The sequence below is a fragment of the Streptomyces sp. NPDC053673 genome (assembly GCF_055585225.1).
On the sequence record NZ_JBVJKN010000018.1, the window covers coordinates 94,608 to 111,489 of the forward strand.

The 16,882-nt window shown below is 70.9% G+C and carries 14 protein-coding genes and 1 pseudogene; 7 read left to right on the forward strand and 8 right to left on the reverse strand.

The window, feature by feature from the left end:
* Positions 1–53: 53 nt before the first annotated feature.
* Positions 54–509 carry a MarR family winged helix-turn-helix transcriptional regulator gene (locus ACZ6ZQ_RS24510; RefSeq protein ID WP_469770644.1) on the reverse strand — a complete coding sequence of 152 codons (456 nt, stop codon included), beginning with the start codon at positions 507–509 and terminating at the stop codon, positions 54–56.
* Positions 510–692: 183 nt separating this feature from the next.
* On the opposite strand from ACZ6ZQ_RS24510, the gene ACZ6ZQ_RS24515 reads away from it, so the two are divergent.
* Together ACZ6ZQ_RS24515 and mltG are read left to right on the forward strand one after the other, a co-directional pair.
* Positions 693–2,513: an ABC transporter ATP-binding protein gene (locus tag ACZ6ZQ_RS24515; protein WP_469770645.1), complete on the forward strand. Its 1,821-nt coding sequence runs from the start codon at positions 693–695 to the stop codon at positions 2,511–2,513.
* Between the two features lie 79 nt (positions 2,514–2,592).
* Positions 2,593–3,474 (forward strand): endolytic transglycosylase MltG, encoded by an 882-nt coding sequence (gene mltG / locus ACZ6ZQ_RS24520; RefSeq protein ID WP_469770646.1) that lies wholly within the window; start codon positions 2,593–2,595, stop codon positions 3,472–3,474.
* A gap of 41 nt (positions 3,475–3,515) precedes the next feature.
* Here the strand turns inward: mltG and ACZ6ZQ_RS24525 are convergent, their stop codons facing one another.
* From ACZ6ZQ_RS24525 to ACZ6ZQ_RS24540, 4 genes are read right to left on the reverse strand one after another with little or no spacing between them, the layout of a single operon-like run.
* Positions 3,516–4,799, reverse strand: a complete 1,284-nt coding sequence (locus ACZ6ZQ_RS24525) for an FAD-dependent oxidoreductase (RefSeq protein ID WP_469770647.1) — start codon at positions 4,797–4,799, stop codon at positions 3,516–3,518.
* 53 nt (positions 4,800–4,852) lie between these two features.
* Positions 4,853–6,385 (reverse strand): L-piperidine-6-carboxylate dehydrogenase, encoded by a 1,533-nt coding sequence (gene amaB / locus ACZ6ZQ_RS24530; RefSeq protein WP_469770648.1) that lies wholly within the window; start codon positions 6,383–6,385, stop codon positions 4,853–4,855.
* 26 nt (positions 6,386–6,411) lie between these two features.
* Positions 6,412–7,749 (reverse strand): 2-oxoadipate dioxygenase/decarboxylase, encoded by a 1,338-nt coding sequence (gene hglS, locus ACZ6ZQ_RS24535; RefSeq protein ID WP_469770649.1) that lies wholly within the window; start codon positions 7,747–7,749, stop codon positions 6,412–6,414.
* A 27-nt stretch (positions 7,750–7,776) separates the two neighbouring features.
* Positions 7,777–8,979, reverse strand: a complete 1,203-nt coding sequence (locus ACZ6ZQ_RS24540; protein WP_469770650.1) for an NAD(P)/FAD-dependent oxidoreductase — start codon at positions 8,977–8,979, stop codon at positions 7,777–7,779.
* A gap of 690 nt (positions 8,980–9,669) precedes the next feature.
* Between ACZ6ZQ_RS24540 and ACZ6ZQ_RS24545 the strand changes: the two genes are divergently transcribed.
* Positions 9,670–10,092 carry a secondary thiamine-phosphate synthase enzyme YjbQ gene (locus tag ACZ6ZQ_RS24545; RefSeq protein ID WP_469770651.1) on the forward strand — a complete coding sequence of 141 codons (423 nt, stop codon included), beginning with the start codon at positions 9,670–9,672 and terminating at the stop codon, positions 10,090–10,092.
* 187 nt (positions 10,093–10,279) lie between these two features.
* Here ACZ6ZQ_RS24545 and ACZ6ZQ_RS24550 read toward each other — a convergent pair whose 3' ends face one another.
* Together ACZ6ZQ_RS24550 and ACZ6ZQ_RS24555 are read right to left on the reverse strand one after the other, a co-directional pair.
* Positions 10,280–11,101, reverse strand: a complete 822-nt coding sequence (locus tag ACZ6ZQ_RS24550) for an SCO6745 family protein (protein ID WP_469770652.1) — start codon at positions 11,099–11,101, stop codon at positions 10,280–10,282.
* A gap of 4 nt (positions 11,102–11,105) precedes the next feature.
* Positions 11,106–11,987 (reverse strand): alpha/beta fold hydrolase, encoded by an 882-nt coding sequence (locus tag ACZ6ZQ_RS24555; RefSeq protein ID WP_469770653.1) that lies wholly within the window; start codon positions 11,985–11,987, stop codon positions 11,106–11,108.
* Positions 11,988–12,132: 145 nt separating this feature from the next.
* Between ACZ6ZQ_RS24555 and ACZ6ZQ_RS24560 the strand changes: the two are divergent.
* From ACZ6ZQ_RS24560 to ACZ6ZQ_RS24575, 4 genes and pseudogenes are all read left to right on the forward strand, one after another.
* Positions 12,133–12,480 (forward strand): annotated as a pseudogene (locus ACZ6ZQ_RS24560) (phosphotransferase); the annotation flags it as partial.
* 25 nt (positions 12,481–12,505) lie between these two features.
* Positions 12,506–13,126 carry a phosphotransferase family protein gene (locus ACZ6ZQ_RS24565; protein WP_469770695.1) on the forward strand — a complete coding sequence of 207 codons (621 nt, stop codon included), beginning with the start codon at positions 12,506–12,508 and terminating at the stop codon, positions 13,124–13,126.
* 203 nt (positions 13,127–13,329) lie between these two features.
* The gene (locus ACZ6ZQ_RS24570; RefSeq protein WP_469770654.1) at positions 13,330–13,734 is read left to right on the forward strand and encodes an enoyl-CoA hydratase/isomerase family protein; all 405 of its coding nucleotides are present in this window, start codon (positions 13,330–13,332) and stop codon (positions 13,732–13,734) included.
* Positions 13,735–13,738: 4 nt separating this feature from the next.
* Positions 13,739–14,815, forward strand: coding sequence for a medium chain dehydrogenase/reductase family protein (locus ACZ6ZQ_RS24575; RefSeq protein ID WP_469770655.1), 1,077 nt, complete (start codon positions 13,739–13,741; stop codon positions 14,813–14,815).
* 421 nt (positions 14,816–15,236) lie between these two features.
* On the opposite strand, the gene ACZ6ZQ_RS24580 is transcribed toward ACZ6ZQ_RS24575, so the two are convergent.
* Positions 15,237–16,748 (reverse strand): glycoside hydrolase family 3 protein, encoded by a 1,512-nt coding sequence (locus ACZ6ZQ_RS24580; protein WP_469770656.1) that lies wholly within the window; start codon positions 16,746–16,748, stop codon positions 15,237–15,239.
* Positions 16,749–16,882: the final 134 nt, after the last annotated feature.

A 16,882-nucleotide genomic window follows, 5' to 3' on the forward strand; every position in this document is an offset into this window, starting at 1 on the left:
GGACCGTGCCACGAAGGCACATCCCGTAAATTGATCACGACTCGATACGCGCCCTAGCAGCGTGCCTCGGGCCCTCCGTCGACCAGAGCTGACAGCAGCCCTCCGAGCACCTCGCGCTGGTCGCCGGTCAGTGGAGCCAGGATGTCCTCCGCGGCGGCCCGGCGCGCGCTGCGCAGCTCCCCGAGGGTGGCGCGGCCGCTCTCGGTCAGCTCGATGCGCACCACCCGGCGGTTGGTCGGATCCGGTACGCGCCGGACCCGGCCGCCCGCCTCGAGTCCGTCGACCAGGGTGGTGACGGCACGTGGCACGACCTCCAGCCGGGCGGCGAGATCGGCCATCCGCGGGGCCCCGTCGAAGTGCGCGACGACGCGCAGCAGCCGGGACTGCGCGGGCGTGATGCCGACCGGCTCCAGATGCCGCTTCTGGATGCGGTGGAGCCGGCGGGTGAGCCGCAGCAGCTGCTCGGCCAGCAGGCCGTCCGCGTCGGGGGCGGGGGTGGGGGTGGTCATGGGGGAACAATATCAGGACCAGGCTCATTGTGAGTATAGGTAACAGTGAGCTAGGATCCTCAAACCGGTTCGCCGTCCCGCGTCCGCAGTAGCAGGATCGGTGAGCAAGTCGGTCAGAAGATCGAATCAGAGAAGCAGACGCAGAAGCAGACACAGACACAGAAGCAGATACAGAAGGAGCCCATGCGCCCTCATGACGGTCCGTCCTGGACACCCCCCGATCGCCCGCTCGATCCCTCGCGACCGGAGCAGCCCGCACAGGTGCGGCGCATCCTCCGGCTGTTCCGCCCGTACCGGGGCCGGCACGCCCTCGTCGGGCTGCTCGTCGGCGCCTCGTCGCTCGTCTCCGTAGCCTCGCCGTTCCTGCTCCGCGAGATCCTCGACACCGCGATCCCGCAGGGCCGCACGGGCCTGCTGTCCCTGCTGGCCCTCGGCATGATCCTCACCGCCGTGATGACGAGCGTCTTCGGCGTGCTGCAGACCCTGGTCTCGACCACCGTCGGCCAGCGTGTCATGCACGATCTGCGGACCGGCGTCTACGCGCAGCTGCAGCGGATGCCGCTCGCCTTCTTCACCAGGACCCGCACCGGCGAGGTCCAGTCGCGCATCGCCAACGACATCGGCGGCATGCAGGCGACCGTGACCTCCACCGCGACGTCCCTGGTATCCAATCTGACAGCCGTCGTCGCCACGATCGTCGCGATGCTCGCGCTGGACTGGCGGCTCACCGCCGTGTCCCTGCTCCTGCTGCCTATCTTCGTCTGGATCAGCCGCAGAGTCGGCAGGGAGCGCAAGACGATCACGACGCAGCGGCAGAAGCAGATGGCCGCCATGGCCGCGACGGTCACCGAATCGCTGTCGGTCAGTGGCATTCTCCTCGGCCGCACGATGGGCCGCGCCGACTCGCTCACCCGGTCCTTCGCCGACGAGTCCGAGCGCCTGGTCGATCTGGAGGTCCGCTCCAGCATGGCCGGGCGGTGGCGGATGGCCACGATCGGTATCGTCATGGCCGCCATGCCCGCGCTCCTCTACTGGGCCGCGGGACTCACCCTGCAGACCGGCGGGGCCACGATCTCGATCGGTACGCTCGTCGCCTTCGTCTCGCTCCAGCAAGGCCTCTTCCGCCCGGCCGTCAGCCTGCTCTCCACCGGTGTGCAGATACAGACCTCGCTCGCCCTCTTCCAGCGGATCTTCGAGTACCTGGACCTGCCGGTGGACATCACCGAACCGGAGAAGCCGGTGCGGCTGGAGAAGATCAGCGGCGAAGTGCGCTTCGAGGGCGTCGGCTTCAGCTACGACGAGAGGAGCGGGCGGACGCTCGACGGCATCGACGTCACCGTGCCGGCCGGAAACAGCCTGGCCGTCGTCGGGCCCACCGGATCCGGCAAGTCCACGCTCAGCTATCTCGTCCCCCGGCTCTACGACGTCACCGACGGGCGGGTCACCCTCGACGGGGTCGACGTCCGCGACCTCGACTTCGACACTCTCTCCCGGGCCGTGGGCGTCGTCTCCCAGGAGACGTACCTCTTCCACGCCTCCGTCGCCGAGAACCTGCGCTTCGCCAAGCCCGACGCCACCGAGGCGGAGATCGAGGCGGCGGCGCGTGCAGCGCAGATCCACGACCACATCGCGTCCCTGCCCGATGGCTACGACACCCTGGTCGGCGAGCGTGGATACCGCTTCTCGGGCGGCGAGAAACAGCGCCTCGCCATCGCCCGCACGATCCTGCGCGATCCGCCGGTGCTCATTCTGGACGAGGCGACCAGCGCCCTCGACACCCGTACGGAGTACGCGGTGCAACAGGCGATCGATGCCCTGTCGGCGGGCCGCACCACCATCACGATCGCCCACCGGCTCTCCACCGTGCGGGACGCGGACCAGATCGTCGTCCTCGACAGGGGCCGCATAGCCGAGCGCGGTTCGCACGAGGAACTGCTCGACCAGGACGGCCGGTATGCGGCCCTGGTGCGAAGGGACGACGAGCTGGCACCGGTTACGTCCTGAGCCGCATCCGTCGCTCCCCCGGCGGGGAGCGGCGGCGCGCATTCCGGTGTGCGCGGCGGCTCCGGGTTAGCGTGCCCATATGAAGAACGAGTTCCCGAAGGCCGGACGCAGGCGCAGGCCACGCCTGACGCGTCGTGGCCGACTGGTACTGGTCGTGGGTGTGGTCGGCCTGGCGGCAGCGGCCGCGGCCGTACTGCTTCCGCTGCTCCAGAAGGAGCCCCGGCCCCCCAAGCAGGCGACGCGTCCGAAGACCTTGGTCATCCCGGAGGGCTGGCGGTCCTCGCAGGTCTACGCCGCGGTCGACAAGGCGCTCGGCGTCCCTGCCGGCACTACCCGGAAGGCGGCGGTCGCCGCCGGCGCACGACTGAGGCTGCCCGCCGACGCCCGGGGCAACCCGGAGGGCTATCTCTTCCCGGCCACCTATCCGGTCGATGCGAAGACGACCCCGGCGAGCCTGCTCAGCTTCATGGTCAACACGGCGGGCCATCGCTTCGGCACATCGCCCGTCAGCACCGGGGCACAGCGCAACCGCATGACGCCCTATCAGGCCGTGACCGTGGCCAGCATCGTGCAGGCCGAGGCGGACACCCTCGCGGACATGGGGAAGGTGGCCCGCGTCGTCCACAACCGTCTCGCGCAGGACATGCCGCTGCAGATGGACTCGACCCTCAACTTCGCGCTGAATCGCTCCACCCTGGAAACCAGCCGCCAGGACACGCGGATCGACAGCCCGTTCAACACCTATCGGCGCAAGGGCCTGCCGCCCACCCCTATCGGGAACCCGGGCGAGGCCGCCATGAAGGCGGCGGTCAGCCCGACGCCGGGGGACTGGCTGTACTTCGTCACCGTCGCACCCGGCGATACACGCTTCACCGCCGACTACGAGGAACAGCGCAAGAACGTCGCGGAATTCAACGCGAACCGCAAGGCCGCGGCGGCGTCCGCGTCCGCGTCGGGCTGACCGGGCACGAGCCCCGGCACCCCGGCACCCCGGGCGACGGCTCAGACCGGCTCGCTCACCAGGGCCGTACCGGTCCGCGGACCTGGCTGCGCCGGCGGACCTGCCTGCGCAGGCAGGCCGGTCGTGTCCGGTTCGCCGGCCGGCTCCGGGACGGCCGCACGAAGCCGCTGCTCGGGCCCACCGGGCCGCTGCTCGGCCCCGGGAGACGGCGGCCGGGTGCGGTCCAGGAGACGCCTGATCTCGCGGACCGCGGCCCGGCCCGCCCGGTTGGCGCCGATCGTCGAGGCCGACGGGCCGTAGCCGACCAGGTGGATGCGCTCGTCCCGGACCGCTCGCGTGCCCTCCACGGCGACACCGCCGCCCGGCTCGCGCAGTTTCAGCGGCGCCAGGTGGTCGATCGCGGCCCGGAAGCCCGTGGCCCAGAGGATGACGTCCGCGTCGACCGTGCGGCCGTCGTCCCAGGCCACCCCGGTCGGCGTGATCCGGTCGAACATCGGCAGCCGGTCCAGTACGCCTTCCGCGCGGGCGCGGCGTATCGCGTCGTTGAGCGGCAGGCCGGTCACCGACACCACGCTCAGCGGTGGCAGGCCGCGCCGTACGCGCTCCTCCACCATGGCCACGGCCTCACGGCCCTGCACCTCGCCGAAAGGGCCCTCGCGGAAGACCGGCGGCCTGCGCGTCACCCACGTGGTCTCCGCCGCCACCTCCGCGATCTCCATCAGATGCTGGGTCCCCGAGGCCCCGCCGCCCACCACGATCACCCGCCGGCCCGTGAACGCCCCCGGCCCCGGATAGTCCGCCGTGTGCAGCTGGCGCCCGAGGAACGTCTCCTGTCCCGGGTAGCGGGGCCAGAACGGCCGGTCCCAGGTGCCGGTGGCGTTGATCAGCGCGCGTGTGGCGTACACACGCCCCGTACCCCCTGTGCCCCTCGTACCCCCCGTACCCTCCGACGTCTCGACCAGCAGCCGGCCGCCCTCGCCCTCGCCCTCGCGCACCGCGCGCACATGGACCGGTCGGTGGACACGCAGGCCGAAGGTGTCCTCGTACGACGTGAAGTACTCGCCGATGACCTCGGAGGACGGACGGCTGTCGTCGGCCCCGGTCAGCTCCATGCCGGGCAGTGCGTGCATGCCGTGGACCTTGCCGTACGTCAGCGACGGCCAGCGGAACTGCCAGGCACCGCCGGGTCGTGGGGCGTGATCGAGGACCACGAAGTCGACGTCCGGGCGCAGCCCCGCACGCCGCAGATGGTAGGCGCCGGACAGCCCTGCCTGCCCGGCGCCGATCACGACCACGTCCACGTCTCGCACCCCGAAGTTGTTCACGCTTCTACTAACCCTCGGGGTGTCGTGGATCTTCCCGCAGCGATCGATCCTGCTCAGAGGAAGTTGACGCCCTGCGCGAGCGGCAGATCGTCCGAGTAGTTCACCGTGTTCGTCGCCCGGCGCATGTACGCACGCCACGCGTCCGAGCCCGACTCCCGTCCGCCGCCCGTCTCCTTCTCGCCGCCGAACGCGCCGCCGATCTCGGCGCCCGAGGTGCCGATGTTCACATTGGCGATCCCGCAGTCGGAACCGTCCGCGGCCAGGAACCGCTCCGCCTCTCGCTGGCTCTGCGTGAAAATCGACGAGGACAGCCCCTGCGGGACGCCGTTGTGCAGCTCGATCGCCTCGTCCAGCGTCCGGAAGGTCATGACGTACAGGATCGGCGCGAAGGTCTCCGACCTCACGATCGCCGTCTGCGTCGGCATCCGCACCACCGCGGGACGGACATAGGCGGCCTCCGGCGCCGCCTCGTCGAGCCGCCGGTCGCCGCCCGTCAGCACCTTTCCACCGTCCGACTGCGCCGCCTCCAGTGCTTTGGCCATCGCGTCGTACGCCGCTGTCGAGATCAGCGGACCCACCAGCGTGCCGGCGTCGAAAGGGTCACCGATCGGCAGCTGGCCGTACGCGTGGACGATCTTCTCCATGAGCTCGTCGGCGATGTCCTCGTGGACGATGAGCCGGCGCAGGCTGGTGCACCGCTGTCCGGCGGTCCCGGCGGCCGAGAAGACGATGCCGCGTACCGCCAGATCGAGGTCGGCGGACGGGGTGACCACGGCCGCGTTGTTCCCGCCCAGCTCCAGCAGGCAGCGGCCGAAGCGCGCGGCCACCCGCGGTGCCACCTCCCGGCCCATCCGGACCGACCCGGTGGCGCTGACGAGCGCCACCCGAGCGTCGTCGACCAGCCACTCACCGCACTTCCGGTCACCCAGCAGCAGGTGATGGACGCCCTCCGGCGCCCCGGCGTCGGAAGCAGCCCGGCGGAGCAGCGCGTCGCAGGCCAGTGCCGTGAGCGGGGTCAGCTCCGAGGGCTTCCAGACCACGGTGTCACCGCAGACCAGAGCGATCGCCGTGTTCCACGACCACACCGCCACAGGGAAGTTGAAGGCGGAGATCACCCCGACCACGCCCAGCGGATGCCAGCTCTCGGACAGGCGGTGGCCGGGCCGCTCGGACGCCATCGTGCGGCCGTACAGCTGCCGCGAGAGACCGACCGCGAACTCACAGATGTCGATCATTTCCTGTACTTCGCCGAGCGCCTCGGAGTGGATCTTCCCGGCCTCGATCGTGACAAGCTCCGCCAGATCCTCCTTGTGCTCGGTGAGCAGCTCACCGAGCCGCTTGACCAGCGCGCCCCGGCGCGGCGCCGGGACCGTGCGCCATTCCAGGAACGCGCTGTGCGCCGCATCGATCGCCGCGCCGGCCCCCTCGGCCGTGGTGGCGGGCAGCGTGAAGAGCGTCCCGCCCGTAAGCGGCGTACGGGCGACGACTCGCTGGCCTGTGGTCGGCTGCGCGACGCCACAGCGGCGCAGGGCTTGCGCGGCCCGCGTCCGCAGCGCGTCCGTGTCGGGCAGTGCGGTGGTGGACATGCGTCGCTCTCCTCGGTTCGTTCTGCTCATGGCTTCAAGGCGCCGCGGGCGCGGCCCAGCGAGTCGTCCTGCTGGGCGGCGTACAGGTCGAAGGGGTCGTGCACGGCGCGTCCGATCGCCTCGGACATCCACTGCTGGTCGTAATGGGTTCCCTCCTGAGCCGTGTCACGGGCGCCCGGGTCGGTGAGATTCGACTGGAAGATGCCGGCCGCCGAACGCGGCAGGAAGTCCTCGTAGACGATGGGGCGAGCCGTCACCCAGCCTCCGTCGAGCAGGCCGGCGAGATCGTCCGGTGGGCGCCGGCCGTCGCGCGGCCGGTCGCGCACGGCCTCGTACGTGAAGAACCCCAGCCCGTCCACGGCCAGTTGGCGCTCGGTGTGCGGGAAGTGCGCGGCCCACTCCTCGACCGGGCCGTCGACGAGCCGGTCGTACAACGCGCGGCCCTCGCGGCTGAGCGCGATGCCCCGGGCCTCGACCTCGCCGAACCGCACGCGCAGCGAGCCCGTGGTGGTGGTGCCGTCGGCCTCCCGGAAGGTACGGGGCTCCGCCAGCGCCCGGAACGACGTCTGACGCAGCAGCACGTCCGGGCCGTCCCAGCGCGGCGGCCCCTGGATCCGGTCGATCATCGTGATCCCCCGGTCCTCCATCCGCCGGTAGAGATCGTCGATGTCCAGCACCCGCGGAGTGAGGTGGTTGATGTGGGTGCTGGTCACCCCGCCGACGTCGGCGGCGACCGCGGACACCTTCTCCAGCTCCGTGTACCAGGCCCGGTCCACGGGCTCCGGGGAAAGCTCGAACGCGGCGACCGCGAGCGACAGGAACCGTTCGGCCCGGTCCTCGGGGAGGCCTTCCTCCCGCTCGGCGCACTCCGCCAGCTCCAGCAGTTCGGGAGGGAAGAGCGCCCGGCGCCCGAGGAGCGCCTCCAGGCGCTTCTCCAGATCCGCGTCGAAGAAACGCCGGTCCGCCGGGGTCAGCATCGACGTGAACACCCGGAACGGGTTGCGGTCCAGTTCCGCGGGCAGGACCGGCCGGAACGCCGTCGACACCACCGGTACGGCGCTGGCCGCGGCGTCCCGCAGATCGTAGAACCCGACCGGCTCCATGCCGAGAGCGGCGAAGATCTGCGCCGCCTGCCGGAGTTCGCGCGGGGTGCCGACGCGAATGGCCCCGTGGCGCTCCGCCGTGACCCGCTCGATGCTGCCGAGCCGCCCAGCGCTCTTGCCGGTCGCCCGCATCACCGTGTCGTTCACCTGTCCGGCCACCTCGACCAGGGTGGTGTAGGCGGGGACCTCGGCCCCGTACATCGCGGAGAGCCGTCGGGCGAACGCGGCGCGCAGCCGCCAGGTGGGGACGGTGGAAACCATGCGGACCTCCTGAGCCGGTCGGGGCGGTCAGATGATGTGAGCCTCGGGGCGGGCGGCACGGGCTCCCTCGAAGCGGGTCGCCGCCAGCGGACCCAGGTCGAGGAACGGCTCCCGGCCCAGCCACAGATCGCGCACGATCTCGCCGACCGCGGGCGCCTGCAGGAAGCCGTGCCCCGAGAAGCCCGTGGCGTACAGGAACCGGGAGACTCCGGGTGCCTCGCCGATGAGCGCGTTGCGGTCCGGGGTCATCTCGTACAGCCCTGCCCAGCCGCCCGCCGGCTTCAGCTCCGCGAGCGCGGGGGCGCGGCGCGCGGCGGCCTCGCGGAACGGCTCCAGCCAATCCTCGGTGAACTCCCGCCCGAAGCCGGGTGCTTGGCGAGTGTCGGACAGGCCGAGGACCAGGCCGCCCGCGTCGTCGTTGTGGAAGTACAGCGTCGAGTCGAAGTCGAGCGTGAAGGGGATGCGGGGCGGATGTGGGTTGAGCGGGCCGGTGAGGGCGATCTGGCGGCGGAGTGGGGTGACCGGCAGCCGCACCCCGGCCATGTCCCCGACCGCGGCCGACCAGGCGCCGGCCGCGCAGATCACCGTCCCGGTGCGGACCGTGCCGGACGTGGTGCGCACGGCACGCAGTGTGTCGCCGTCGCGCTCGATGCCGGTGACGGTGCAGTGCGTGCGTACGGTCGCGCCGAGGGCGCGGGCCGCCCGGAGATAGCCGAGGACAGCGGCCTTGGGCAGGGCGTAGCCGTCGTCGGGGGAGTAGGCGGCGGCCACGATCCCGGACGGATCGATGTACGGGCAGAGCTCATGGGCCTCGCCGGGACTGATGACGCGGCTCCGGACGCCCAGCTCCCGCTGGACGGCCGCGGCCTCGCGGAACGCAGCGGCTTCCTCGTCGCGGCCCAGCAGGAAGAGATATCCGACGCTCTGAAGACCCACGTCGGCGCCGGGCCGTTCGGTGAACTCCCGCCAGGCCCGCAGACTGCGCTGCCCGAGACGGATGTTGAGCGGATCGGAGAACTGGGCACGCACGCCGCCGATCGGCTTGCCGGACGAGCCGGATGCGGGTGTGTCGCGCTCCAGGACGAGCACGTCGCGGACTCCGGCCTCGGCGAGATGGAAGGCGATGCTCGCTCCGATGACCCCGCCACCGATGATCACGAGGTCGGCGCTGGGGGGCAGCGGCGGGGAGGGGAGCGGGGACGGGGGCGTACGAGCAGTGTCGTGAGCCATGAGGCCATGGTGGCCGCGGTGGGCTCCTCGCGTCCATGGGACAGGGCCCCGGTAGGCCCCTTCGGGCCTACCCGCCCGTGGCGGGCGCCCGGGGCTACCACCCGCCACCAGCAGGGGCCACCGCCCGCCACCAGCAGGGGGTGCCGCCCGGCGGCCGAGGCCGGGCGGCCGTTCGCTGCCGGGCCGCGCAGCAGTGGGCCGGCATCCGCTGCCGGTCGGCTGAACCGCTTCGGCCGAGCGCCTGGTGTGCCGCGGCCACGGTCTCCGTGCCCAGATCGCCGGCAGCCGGTCGGCCGTCGCCCACGCCTCGCGCGCCGAGTCGCGGGAGATCGTGTGCAGCCGGACACCGCAGCGGACGCTCCGGCCGCGCTCCTCGGCCGGCCCGCGGATCGGTGCCTCCGGCACGAACGTGCGGCGGTGGCTGCGGCGTCGCGAGGGCTACGGCAGGTCTGCTCCGGACCTGCGGATGGGAGGCGCATCGGGCACGCTTCCACGCGCTGGGACTGAGAAGGCGTCAACAGCCGCGGCACCACGCGGCGGAGGCCACCCGCAGCAGGTCGAGGCGACCGCGCGCGGTGAGCAAGGCTGTGCGCAACATGGCGCAGAACCGAGCGACCGGTTCAGTGACGGGTCAACGGTGTCTCACGGGACGGCCGCGCGATCTTGCAAGGTGAGCGAGAGGATGAAGGCATGCCCGAAGCCTTCATCACCCGAGTCCTGAATGTGGCCACCGGCACGGTCGAAGCCGTGACCGATCTGACCCGCGAGTGCGAGAAGTTCCTCGACGAGGCCGCCACGGGCCGCGACGGCCTGCTCAATGTCTTTGTGCCGCACGCGACTGCCGGGATCGCCCTGATCGAGACCGGTGCCGGCAGCGACCACGATCTGCTGTCCGCACTGCATGTCCTGCTCCCCGCCGACGACCGCTATCAGCACCGGCACGGCAGCCCGGGCCACGGCCGCGACCACGTCCTGCCGGCACTCGTACCGCCGCACGCCACGCTGCCCGTCGTCGGTGGCAGGCTGCAGCTCGGCACCTGGCAGTCCGTCTGTCTGGTGGACACGAACAAGGACAATCCGGATCGTCAGGTGCGGCTCAGCTTCCTCGGGTAGTGCGCCAGCGAGCCTCGGAGCGCCCGGCCGCATCCTCGTTCTGGATGGGATGGACGAGCCGGACTGGGCCTTGAGGGGCAGAACCGGCGTCCAGCCCGGGTCGTCTGCCACACCCGCTCCGACCCTGGTCAAAGGGACTGATCGGCGTCGTCGGATGAGCTGAACCGGCGCCGATGAAGGTCGCAGCTCAGCCGAGTTTGAGGAGGCCGGCTTCGACGACGGTGCGGCCGAAGGTGCTCGCGAGTTCGGCGAGACGTTCGCAGTCGGCGTCAGCCAGGGCGGCATAGGCGGGAAGGGCCAGGCGGTCGGTGCGGTCCTCGATGTGCCGGCGCAGACGTATGCCTTCCGGGCTCAGGGAGTCGCCGTCGAGGAGACCTCGCGTGCGCAGGTGCTCCTCGGTCTCGGCCCACTTCTCCTCGGGCCATGCGCGGCTTCCCTTGAGGAAGTCGACGGGAACGTCACCGGTGGCAGCGTGCAGTACCAGGGCCTCCAAGCCCCCCACGCCCTCACTCAGCAAGCACGCGACATGGCCGTCGCCACGGAACTCCCGGAGCAGCGTCTGGGCATGCCACAGCTGCAGTACCGGTTCCTCAGGCCAGGGCAGCGCGGCATGCGCGGCGAACAGCGGGCGGCCCTGCGCGTGCTCGCAGGCGGCGTCGGCGGCCCTGCGGGTCAGCATCAGGATCTCGTCCAGAGCGGGGAGCTCGTGTACGCCGGCACGTCGCAGGGCCTCGCTCGCGGCGGCGTGCCGTGCGTCCAGAACCTGCTGCGGCGTTGCCGAGTCCCAGACCCCGTCGACCGCTTTCCGTACGAGACCGGGGTTGAAGTTGTAGAAGGTCGAGATGACCAGCTCAGCGGATGCCTGGCCGAAGGCGGCGCTCCGGGAGGCGAAGTACCCGGCGCGTCTGCTCAGTCCGAGGTCCGCGTACCGTCGCCTTGCTTCGGGGACGAAGTAGATCATGCCGTGTACGGGCTCGAGCCGGCGCCAGGCTGCTCGCGCTGTCTTCATGGGGTCACCTCTTCTGCGAGTCGACAGAGGGGCTGTCGGCCGTGGTTCCGGGCTCGCCGTGCGTTCGCAGATGTTCGAGCAGCAGGCGGCTCAGCGTCTCGGGCGACTCCTCGGGGACCCAGTGGCTGACGCCCTGGAGGGTCTCGAACCGGTACGGTCCGTTGACCCACTGCCCGGTCTCCCGCGCGGCCGCCGGGCCGAACGCGCTGTCCTGCGTGCTCCAGACGTACAGCGTGGGCACCTCGATGACGCCGATCGCGCCGTCGGGGCGGCGGGCCCGGTACCAGTTCAGCGCCGCGGTGAGAGCACCCGGCCGGGACAGGTGCCGCACGTAGGCCTCAGCACTGGCCTGCGGGACCTTTCCGGCGTAAGTGGCGCGAAGCGCCGCGGCGTCGCCTGCGAGCATGCGCTCTTCGGTCGCGGGCGCTTCACGCCAGGCGATCATGTACTGCGATCGTTCGCGCTGGTCCGTATCGGTGCGCAGGGTGGTGGCCAGAGCGCCGGGGTGCGGGGTCGAGACAACTGTCAGGGTACGTACGCGATCGGGGTGGGCATCGGCGGTCCACCACGCCACCGCGCCTCCCCAGTCATGGCCGACCAGGTCGAACGGCCCCCAGCCCAGTTCTTCCGTGATCGCGACCACATCGTCGACCAGGACGTTCATGCGGTAGTCCGCGGGCCGCTCGGGGCGTGCCCCGGGAGAGTAGCCACGCTGGTCGGGTGCGACCACTCGGTAGCCGTGCGCGGCCAATGCCGCGATCTGTCGTTGCCACACCAGCCGCGTCTGCGGAAAGCCGTGGAGCAGCAGCACCGGGCGGCCCTCGGGCGGACCCGCCATGGTCGCGTCGAACACGCCCGCGGCAGTGGAGATGCTCAGCTCGGTCACGATCCGCCCCTTCATACCGACTGGTTGGTCAGCCTAGGCTGGGGGAGGGGATTGTCAAGGTCGAGAACGCGCCCTTTCGGCAACGGCATCCGCGTGAGCCGCCGTCGGTGTCTAGTGCGAGCATCGTCGGATCGACGCCGGGGCGGTGAGCCGCTGGTTCGGGACCCTCGGCGTCGACTTCGCCGGGCCGTTGGCCTTCGACCGGATCGGGCTCGGTCAGTCGAATATGACCTATCTCGTACAGGACCAGGACGGTCGCAGATGGGTGTTGCAGCGCCCACCGCTGGGTCGACTGTTGGCGTCGGCGCACGACGTGGCTCGCGAGGCGGGCATTCTGGCTGCGCTGGAGGGCACCGCCGTTCCGACCCCGCGGGTGCTCGGGCTGACTGCTGTTCCCGCCGTGACCGACGTCCCGCTGCTGCTCATGGAGTTCGTGGACGGCCAGGTCGTCGACACGATGCCGATCGCCCAGTCGCTGACGCCCGAGCGCCGCCGGGCGATCGGGACGTCCACGGACGCTGGCGAAGATCCACGCGGTCGATCTCGAGGCGGCGGGGCTGACCGGTCTGGCCGGCCACAAGCCGGACGCGCAGCGTCAGCTCAAGCGGTGGTCCGGCCAGTGGGAGAAGTCCAGGACCCGCGAGCTGCCCGCCCTCGAGAACCTCACACGACGCCTCGTCGCGGCTGTCCCGGAGCAGCGCGAACTGACGCTCGTACACGGTGACTTCCATCTGCGCAACGTCATCACCTCCTACGACAGCGGGGAAGTGACCGCGGTGCTCGACTGGGAGTTGTCGACACTGGGGGATCCGTTGGCGGACACGGGAAGCCTCCTGGCGTACTGGCCGGAACCGGGGGAGGAGGAGACCGGTGGTGATTTCGCCGCCTCCGTCCTCGACGGCTTCCCGAACCGTGACGAGCTCGCTCACGTGTACCTGACGGAAACAGGCAGGGACCCGGCGGCACTGGCTTCCTGGCATGTGCTGGGCCTGTGGAAGGTGGCCGTGATCGGTGAGGGCGTGATGAGGCGAGCGATCGATGAACCGAAGAACAAGAGCACGACAGGAACGCCCACCGTGGAACATATCGATGCGCTCGTGGACAAGGCCTGCCGGATCGGCGGCGAGGCCGGCATCTGAGGAGGTGTGGTGATGGGGCGTCCGCCCAGAGCTAGGTCCTGTCCGGGCGATCTTGTCGGGCCCGCGACGCCAGCTCCGGCACCTCGCTGCGTTGTCGGAGTCGCCCAAGTACGTCCAGTACGAGGGCGATCCTCCGCCTTGCGATGTACCGCATCTGACGCCGCGGCCTGTTCCTCGAAGATCGCCCGGACAGGACCTAGGCGGTGCTGTTCCAGCGACGCGAACACATCGGCATCATCACGTTGAACCGGCCGGAGGCGATGAATGCGGTGAACGCCGCGCTTGCCACCGCGCTCGAGCCCCTGCTCGACGAGTGCAGTGCCGATCGCGAGATCTGGGCGGTGGTGATCAACGGTCGGGGCCGAGGCTTCTACGCGGGCGCCGATCTCAAAGCGCTTGCGATCGAATGCGCTCGCCGCCGCCCAGCGGGCGGCGCGCCGCGGTGGAGGAAGCGGAACGGTGGCTGGTGGTCTCGCGCCTTTACGCCGCGTCGACGCGGCGACCCATCAGCGCTGCATGAGCATTTTCGCCTGCGGAGAGCGCCGTTCCACTGCTGGCCCGACGAACCTGTGAGCGTATGCGATGACGGCGCGGCCCACTTAGGCTGAAAGCATGAGGCGCGTCGTCGTTGACCATTTCGGTGGGCCCGAGGTCTTGAGGGTCGTGGAGGACGACGATCCTCGCCCGGGGCGGGGCGAGGTGTGCGTCAGGGTGCTGGCCGCAGGCGTGTCGTTCACCGATGCCCAGCTGCGCGCCGGCACATATCTCGGCGTACCGAAGCCGCCGTTCACGCCCGGCTACGAACTCGTCGGCGTCGTCGAGGAGCTCGGCCCGGGCTGTTCGAGGCTGCGAGAGGGGGACCGCATCGGTGCGCTGACGGTGTGGGGTGCCGACGCGGAGCGAGTCTGCGTGCCGGAGGCGGAGGCGGTGGAGGTGCCCGGGGACCTTGACCCGGCGGAGGTTCTGAACCTCGTCTTCACCTACATGACCGCCTACCAACTGCTGCACCGCGTGGCGAAGGTGAAGCGCGGCGAGACGCTGCTTGTGCACGGCGCGGCCGGCAGGGTGGGCACTGCGATCCTCGAGCTCGGAACGCAGGCCGGGCTGCGCCTCTACGGGACCGCATCAGCCCGCGACCGCGCCGTGGTCGAACAGCTCGGCGCAGTGGCGATCGACTACCGCAACGAGGACTTCCTGGCGCGGGTGCGCGAGCTCCCTGGGAAAGGCGTGGACGTCGTGCTCGACGGACTCGGCGGCGCAGTGTCGCTGCGCTCCTTCCGCGCGCTGCGGCCCGGCGGACGTCTTGTTGTGTACGGCCACTACGCCACGCTCGAGCACGGGCACAAGAACTGGCGAGCGTGGGCGGAGTGGTACGCCTCGACCGGGACTGTGTGGCTCTGGAGCCTGCTCTCGCCCCGCAGGCAGACGCTCGCCTACCGGATCCAGAGACTGCACGACCATCACCGCCAAGTGCTTCCCGTAGCCGGACGCCACCGGGCGCTTCCCGTTGGCGGAGGTCCCCGCGACCCGGTCTGGTTCCGGGAGGACTTCCGCGCGCTGCTGGAACTGCTCCGTGAGAGCAAGATCCACCCTGTCGTGGCCGAGCGCCTGCCGCTCTCCGACGCCCGTCGTGCGCACGAGATGCTCGAGCGCGCGGCGTCGAAGGGAAAGCTCGTGCTCGTGCCATGAGCCGAGACCGCGACCGAGGAGGAGACTTTCCCAACGCGACGCGGCCGCGGTCACGAGCGCCTGGTGGCCCTTGGCGCAGGCGCCAAGGCCAAGCTCGCCCCAGCGGCGTTTGCTCACTGTCCGCGTTCACCGGGCGATGCGCTGGTGTGGGCGAAGCGACCCCCCGTGTTATTCAATGAGGTGTGCGGTCAGGGATCTCGGGGCCCCGTCGCACGAGTCCGAGTACGGCCCCGGCGCTGCGCCGGGGATTGCTGAGAGAGCCGCATGGACTCCACCCCCTCTCCCCTGCCATCCTCGGCGTTCGACACGGTCAGCTTCCCTGCGTGGAGGGATGGCTGCGAGAGCGCTCTCGGTACGCAGGGAAGAGCTGAGTGTGGCCGTCAATGTCCCTATGACTATGGAAGTTGCCCCTTCAGCTGCGCTAATGGGCACCCGCCAGTACCTCCGCGACGGCCACCCCGGACGCGGCGGTGGCGCCGTGTGTGAAGATCTGAGCCGCTCCGGGGACAGTGGCGCCCGGCAGGCCCATCTCCACGACGATCGCGTCGGGACGTGCCGCGACGAGGTCGGCGAGGGCCCGCGCCATCCACGCGTGCCGGGAGGCGTCGCGGACGACCACGACCAGAGGCCGCCCCGCGGCGGGCGCCAGTGCGTGCGTCTCCAGGGCGGTGGTCGGTGACCGCAGCTCCTCGCGGCGCACCCGGGCAGAGGTTGTTCCGGGCAGCCGTTCGCACAGCGGGGTGGCCACGCCCCATGGGGTCTCCTTGCCGATGGCCAGGTTGGTGGTGGGCACGAGCTCCACGACGTGCGGTGCGTTGACCAGGGGCAGGAGGTGCTGTACGGCTCCGTGCAGGCGGATGGCCCGACGGGCGGCCGCAAAGCCGATGCCGCCGGTGTCCCAGTCGGCGGCATGGGCCGGGCGCAAGCCGGTCGACCAGGCTGCGAACTCCCGGATCCGGTGGCCCGCTTCCTCGAGCCGTTCCTCAGGAAGATCCCCCGATACGACGGCGTCCGCGAGGGCGTCCACGAGCTGCCGGGCGGTGGCCGCCTCCGCGTTCTCGCCACCGACGCAGACGGCGTCGGCACCGGCGGCGACGGCTCTGACCGTGGCCCCGCCGATCCCGTAGAGGTCCGCCACGGCGCCCATCTCGATGGCGTCGGTGACGATGATGCCGTCGAAACCGAGCTCCTGACGCAGGAGTTCGTCCAGGACGCGTCGGCTCAGGGTGGCGGGCAGATCGGGGTCGTAGGCGGGGACCAGCAGGTGGCCGCTCATCACCGCACGGACGCCCGCGTCGAGGGCGGCGCGGAACGGTGGCAGGGCCTCGGCGGCGATCTGCGCGCGGCCGGCGCCGTAGACGGGCAGGCCGTGGTGGGAGTCGACGGCCACGTCGCCGTGGCCGGGGAAGTGCTTGGCGCAGGCCGCGACACCGCCCGACTGGAGGCCCCGGACCCAGGCGCCGGTGTGCCGCGACACCACCTCGGCGTCGACGCCGAAGGACCTGACCCCGATGATCGGGTTGTCCGGGTTGGAGTTGACGTCCGCGCTGGGCGCGTAGTCGAGGCTCACCCCGGCGGCGTGCAGCTGGCGGCCCAGGTCTGCGGCGACGGCGTCGGTCAGCTCGGTGTCGTCGACCGTTCCGAGGGCGAAGTTGCCCGGCCGGGTGGAGCCGGTCGCGGACTCGATCCGGGTGACGTCCCCGGCCTCTTCGTCGATCGCGATGATCAACTCGGGGTTCTCCGCGCGTAGTCGGCCGGTCAGCCGGGCGACCTGTTCGGGCGTGACGATGTTGCGGGAGAAGAGCACCACCGATGCCAGCCCGTCGGCGATCTCGCGCAGCACCCAGTCGGGCGCCTCGGTGCCCACGAACCCCGGCTGCAGGACGCAGCGCGCCAGCCGCCGCAACTCCTCGCTGTGCTTGCTGGAGACCATCGCATGCGCCCTTTCGTTGGTACAGACCAATGCGTTCCCGCTCAGGCTAGCCGCTCCTGTCAAGTGGGTCCGAAACACGTCGACTTGGCGAAAACGCGCCCTCAACTGCGATGTTTGACAGGTCGAGTTGGTCT

Bases quoted from the DNA above. Each gene is read 5' to 3' on its own strand.
- ACZ6ZQ_RS24575 (WP_469770655.1), top strand. From the start codon at position 13,739: ATGAGGCGCGTCGTCGTTGACCATTTCGGTGGGCCCGAGGTCTTGAGG.
- amaB (WP_469770648.1), bottom strand. From the start codon at position 6,385: ATGTCCACCACCGCACTGCCCGACACGGACGCGCTGCGGACGCGGGCC.
- mltG (WP_469770646.1), top strand. From the start codon at position 2,593: ATGAAGAACGAGTTCCCGAAGGCCGGACGCAGGCGCAGGCCACGCCTG.
- ACZ6ZQ_RS24510 (WP_469770644.1), bottom strand. From the start codon at position 509: ATGACCACCCCCACCCCCGCCCCCGACGCGGACGGCCTGCTGGCCGAG.
- ACZ6ZQ_RS24545 (WP_469770651.1), top strand. From the start codon at position 9,670: ATGCCCGAAGCCTTCATCACCCGAGTCCTGAATGTGGCCACCGGCACG.
- ACZ6ZQ_RS24540 (WP_469770650.1), bottom strand. From the start codon at position 8,979: ATGGCTCACGACACTGCTCGTACGCCCCCGTCCCCGCTCCCCTCCCCG.
- hglS (WP_469770649.1), bottom strand. From the start codon at position 7,749: ATGGTTTCCACCGTCCCCACCTGGCGGCTGCGCGCCGCGTTCGCCCGA.
- ACZ6ZQ_RS24580 (WP_469770656.1), bottom strand. From the start codon at position 16,748: ATGGTCTCCAGCAAGCACAGCGAGGAGTTGCGGCGGCTGGCGCGCTGC.
- ACZ6ZQ_RS24550 (WP_469770652.1), bottom strand. From the start codon at position 11,101: ATGAAGACAGCGCGAGCAGCCTGGCGCCGGCTCGAGCCCGTACACGGC.
- ACZ6ZQ_RS24515 (WP_469770645.1), top strand. From the start codon at position 693: ATGCGCCCTCATGACGGTCCGTCCTGGACACCCCCCGATCGCCCGCTC.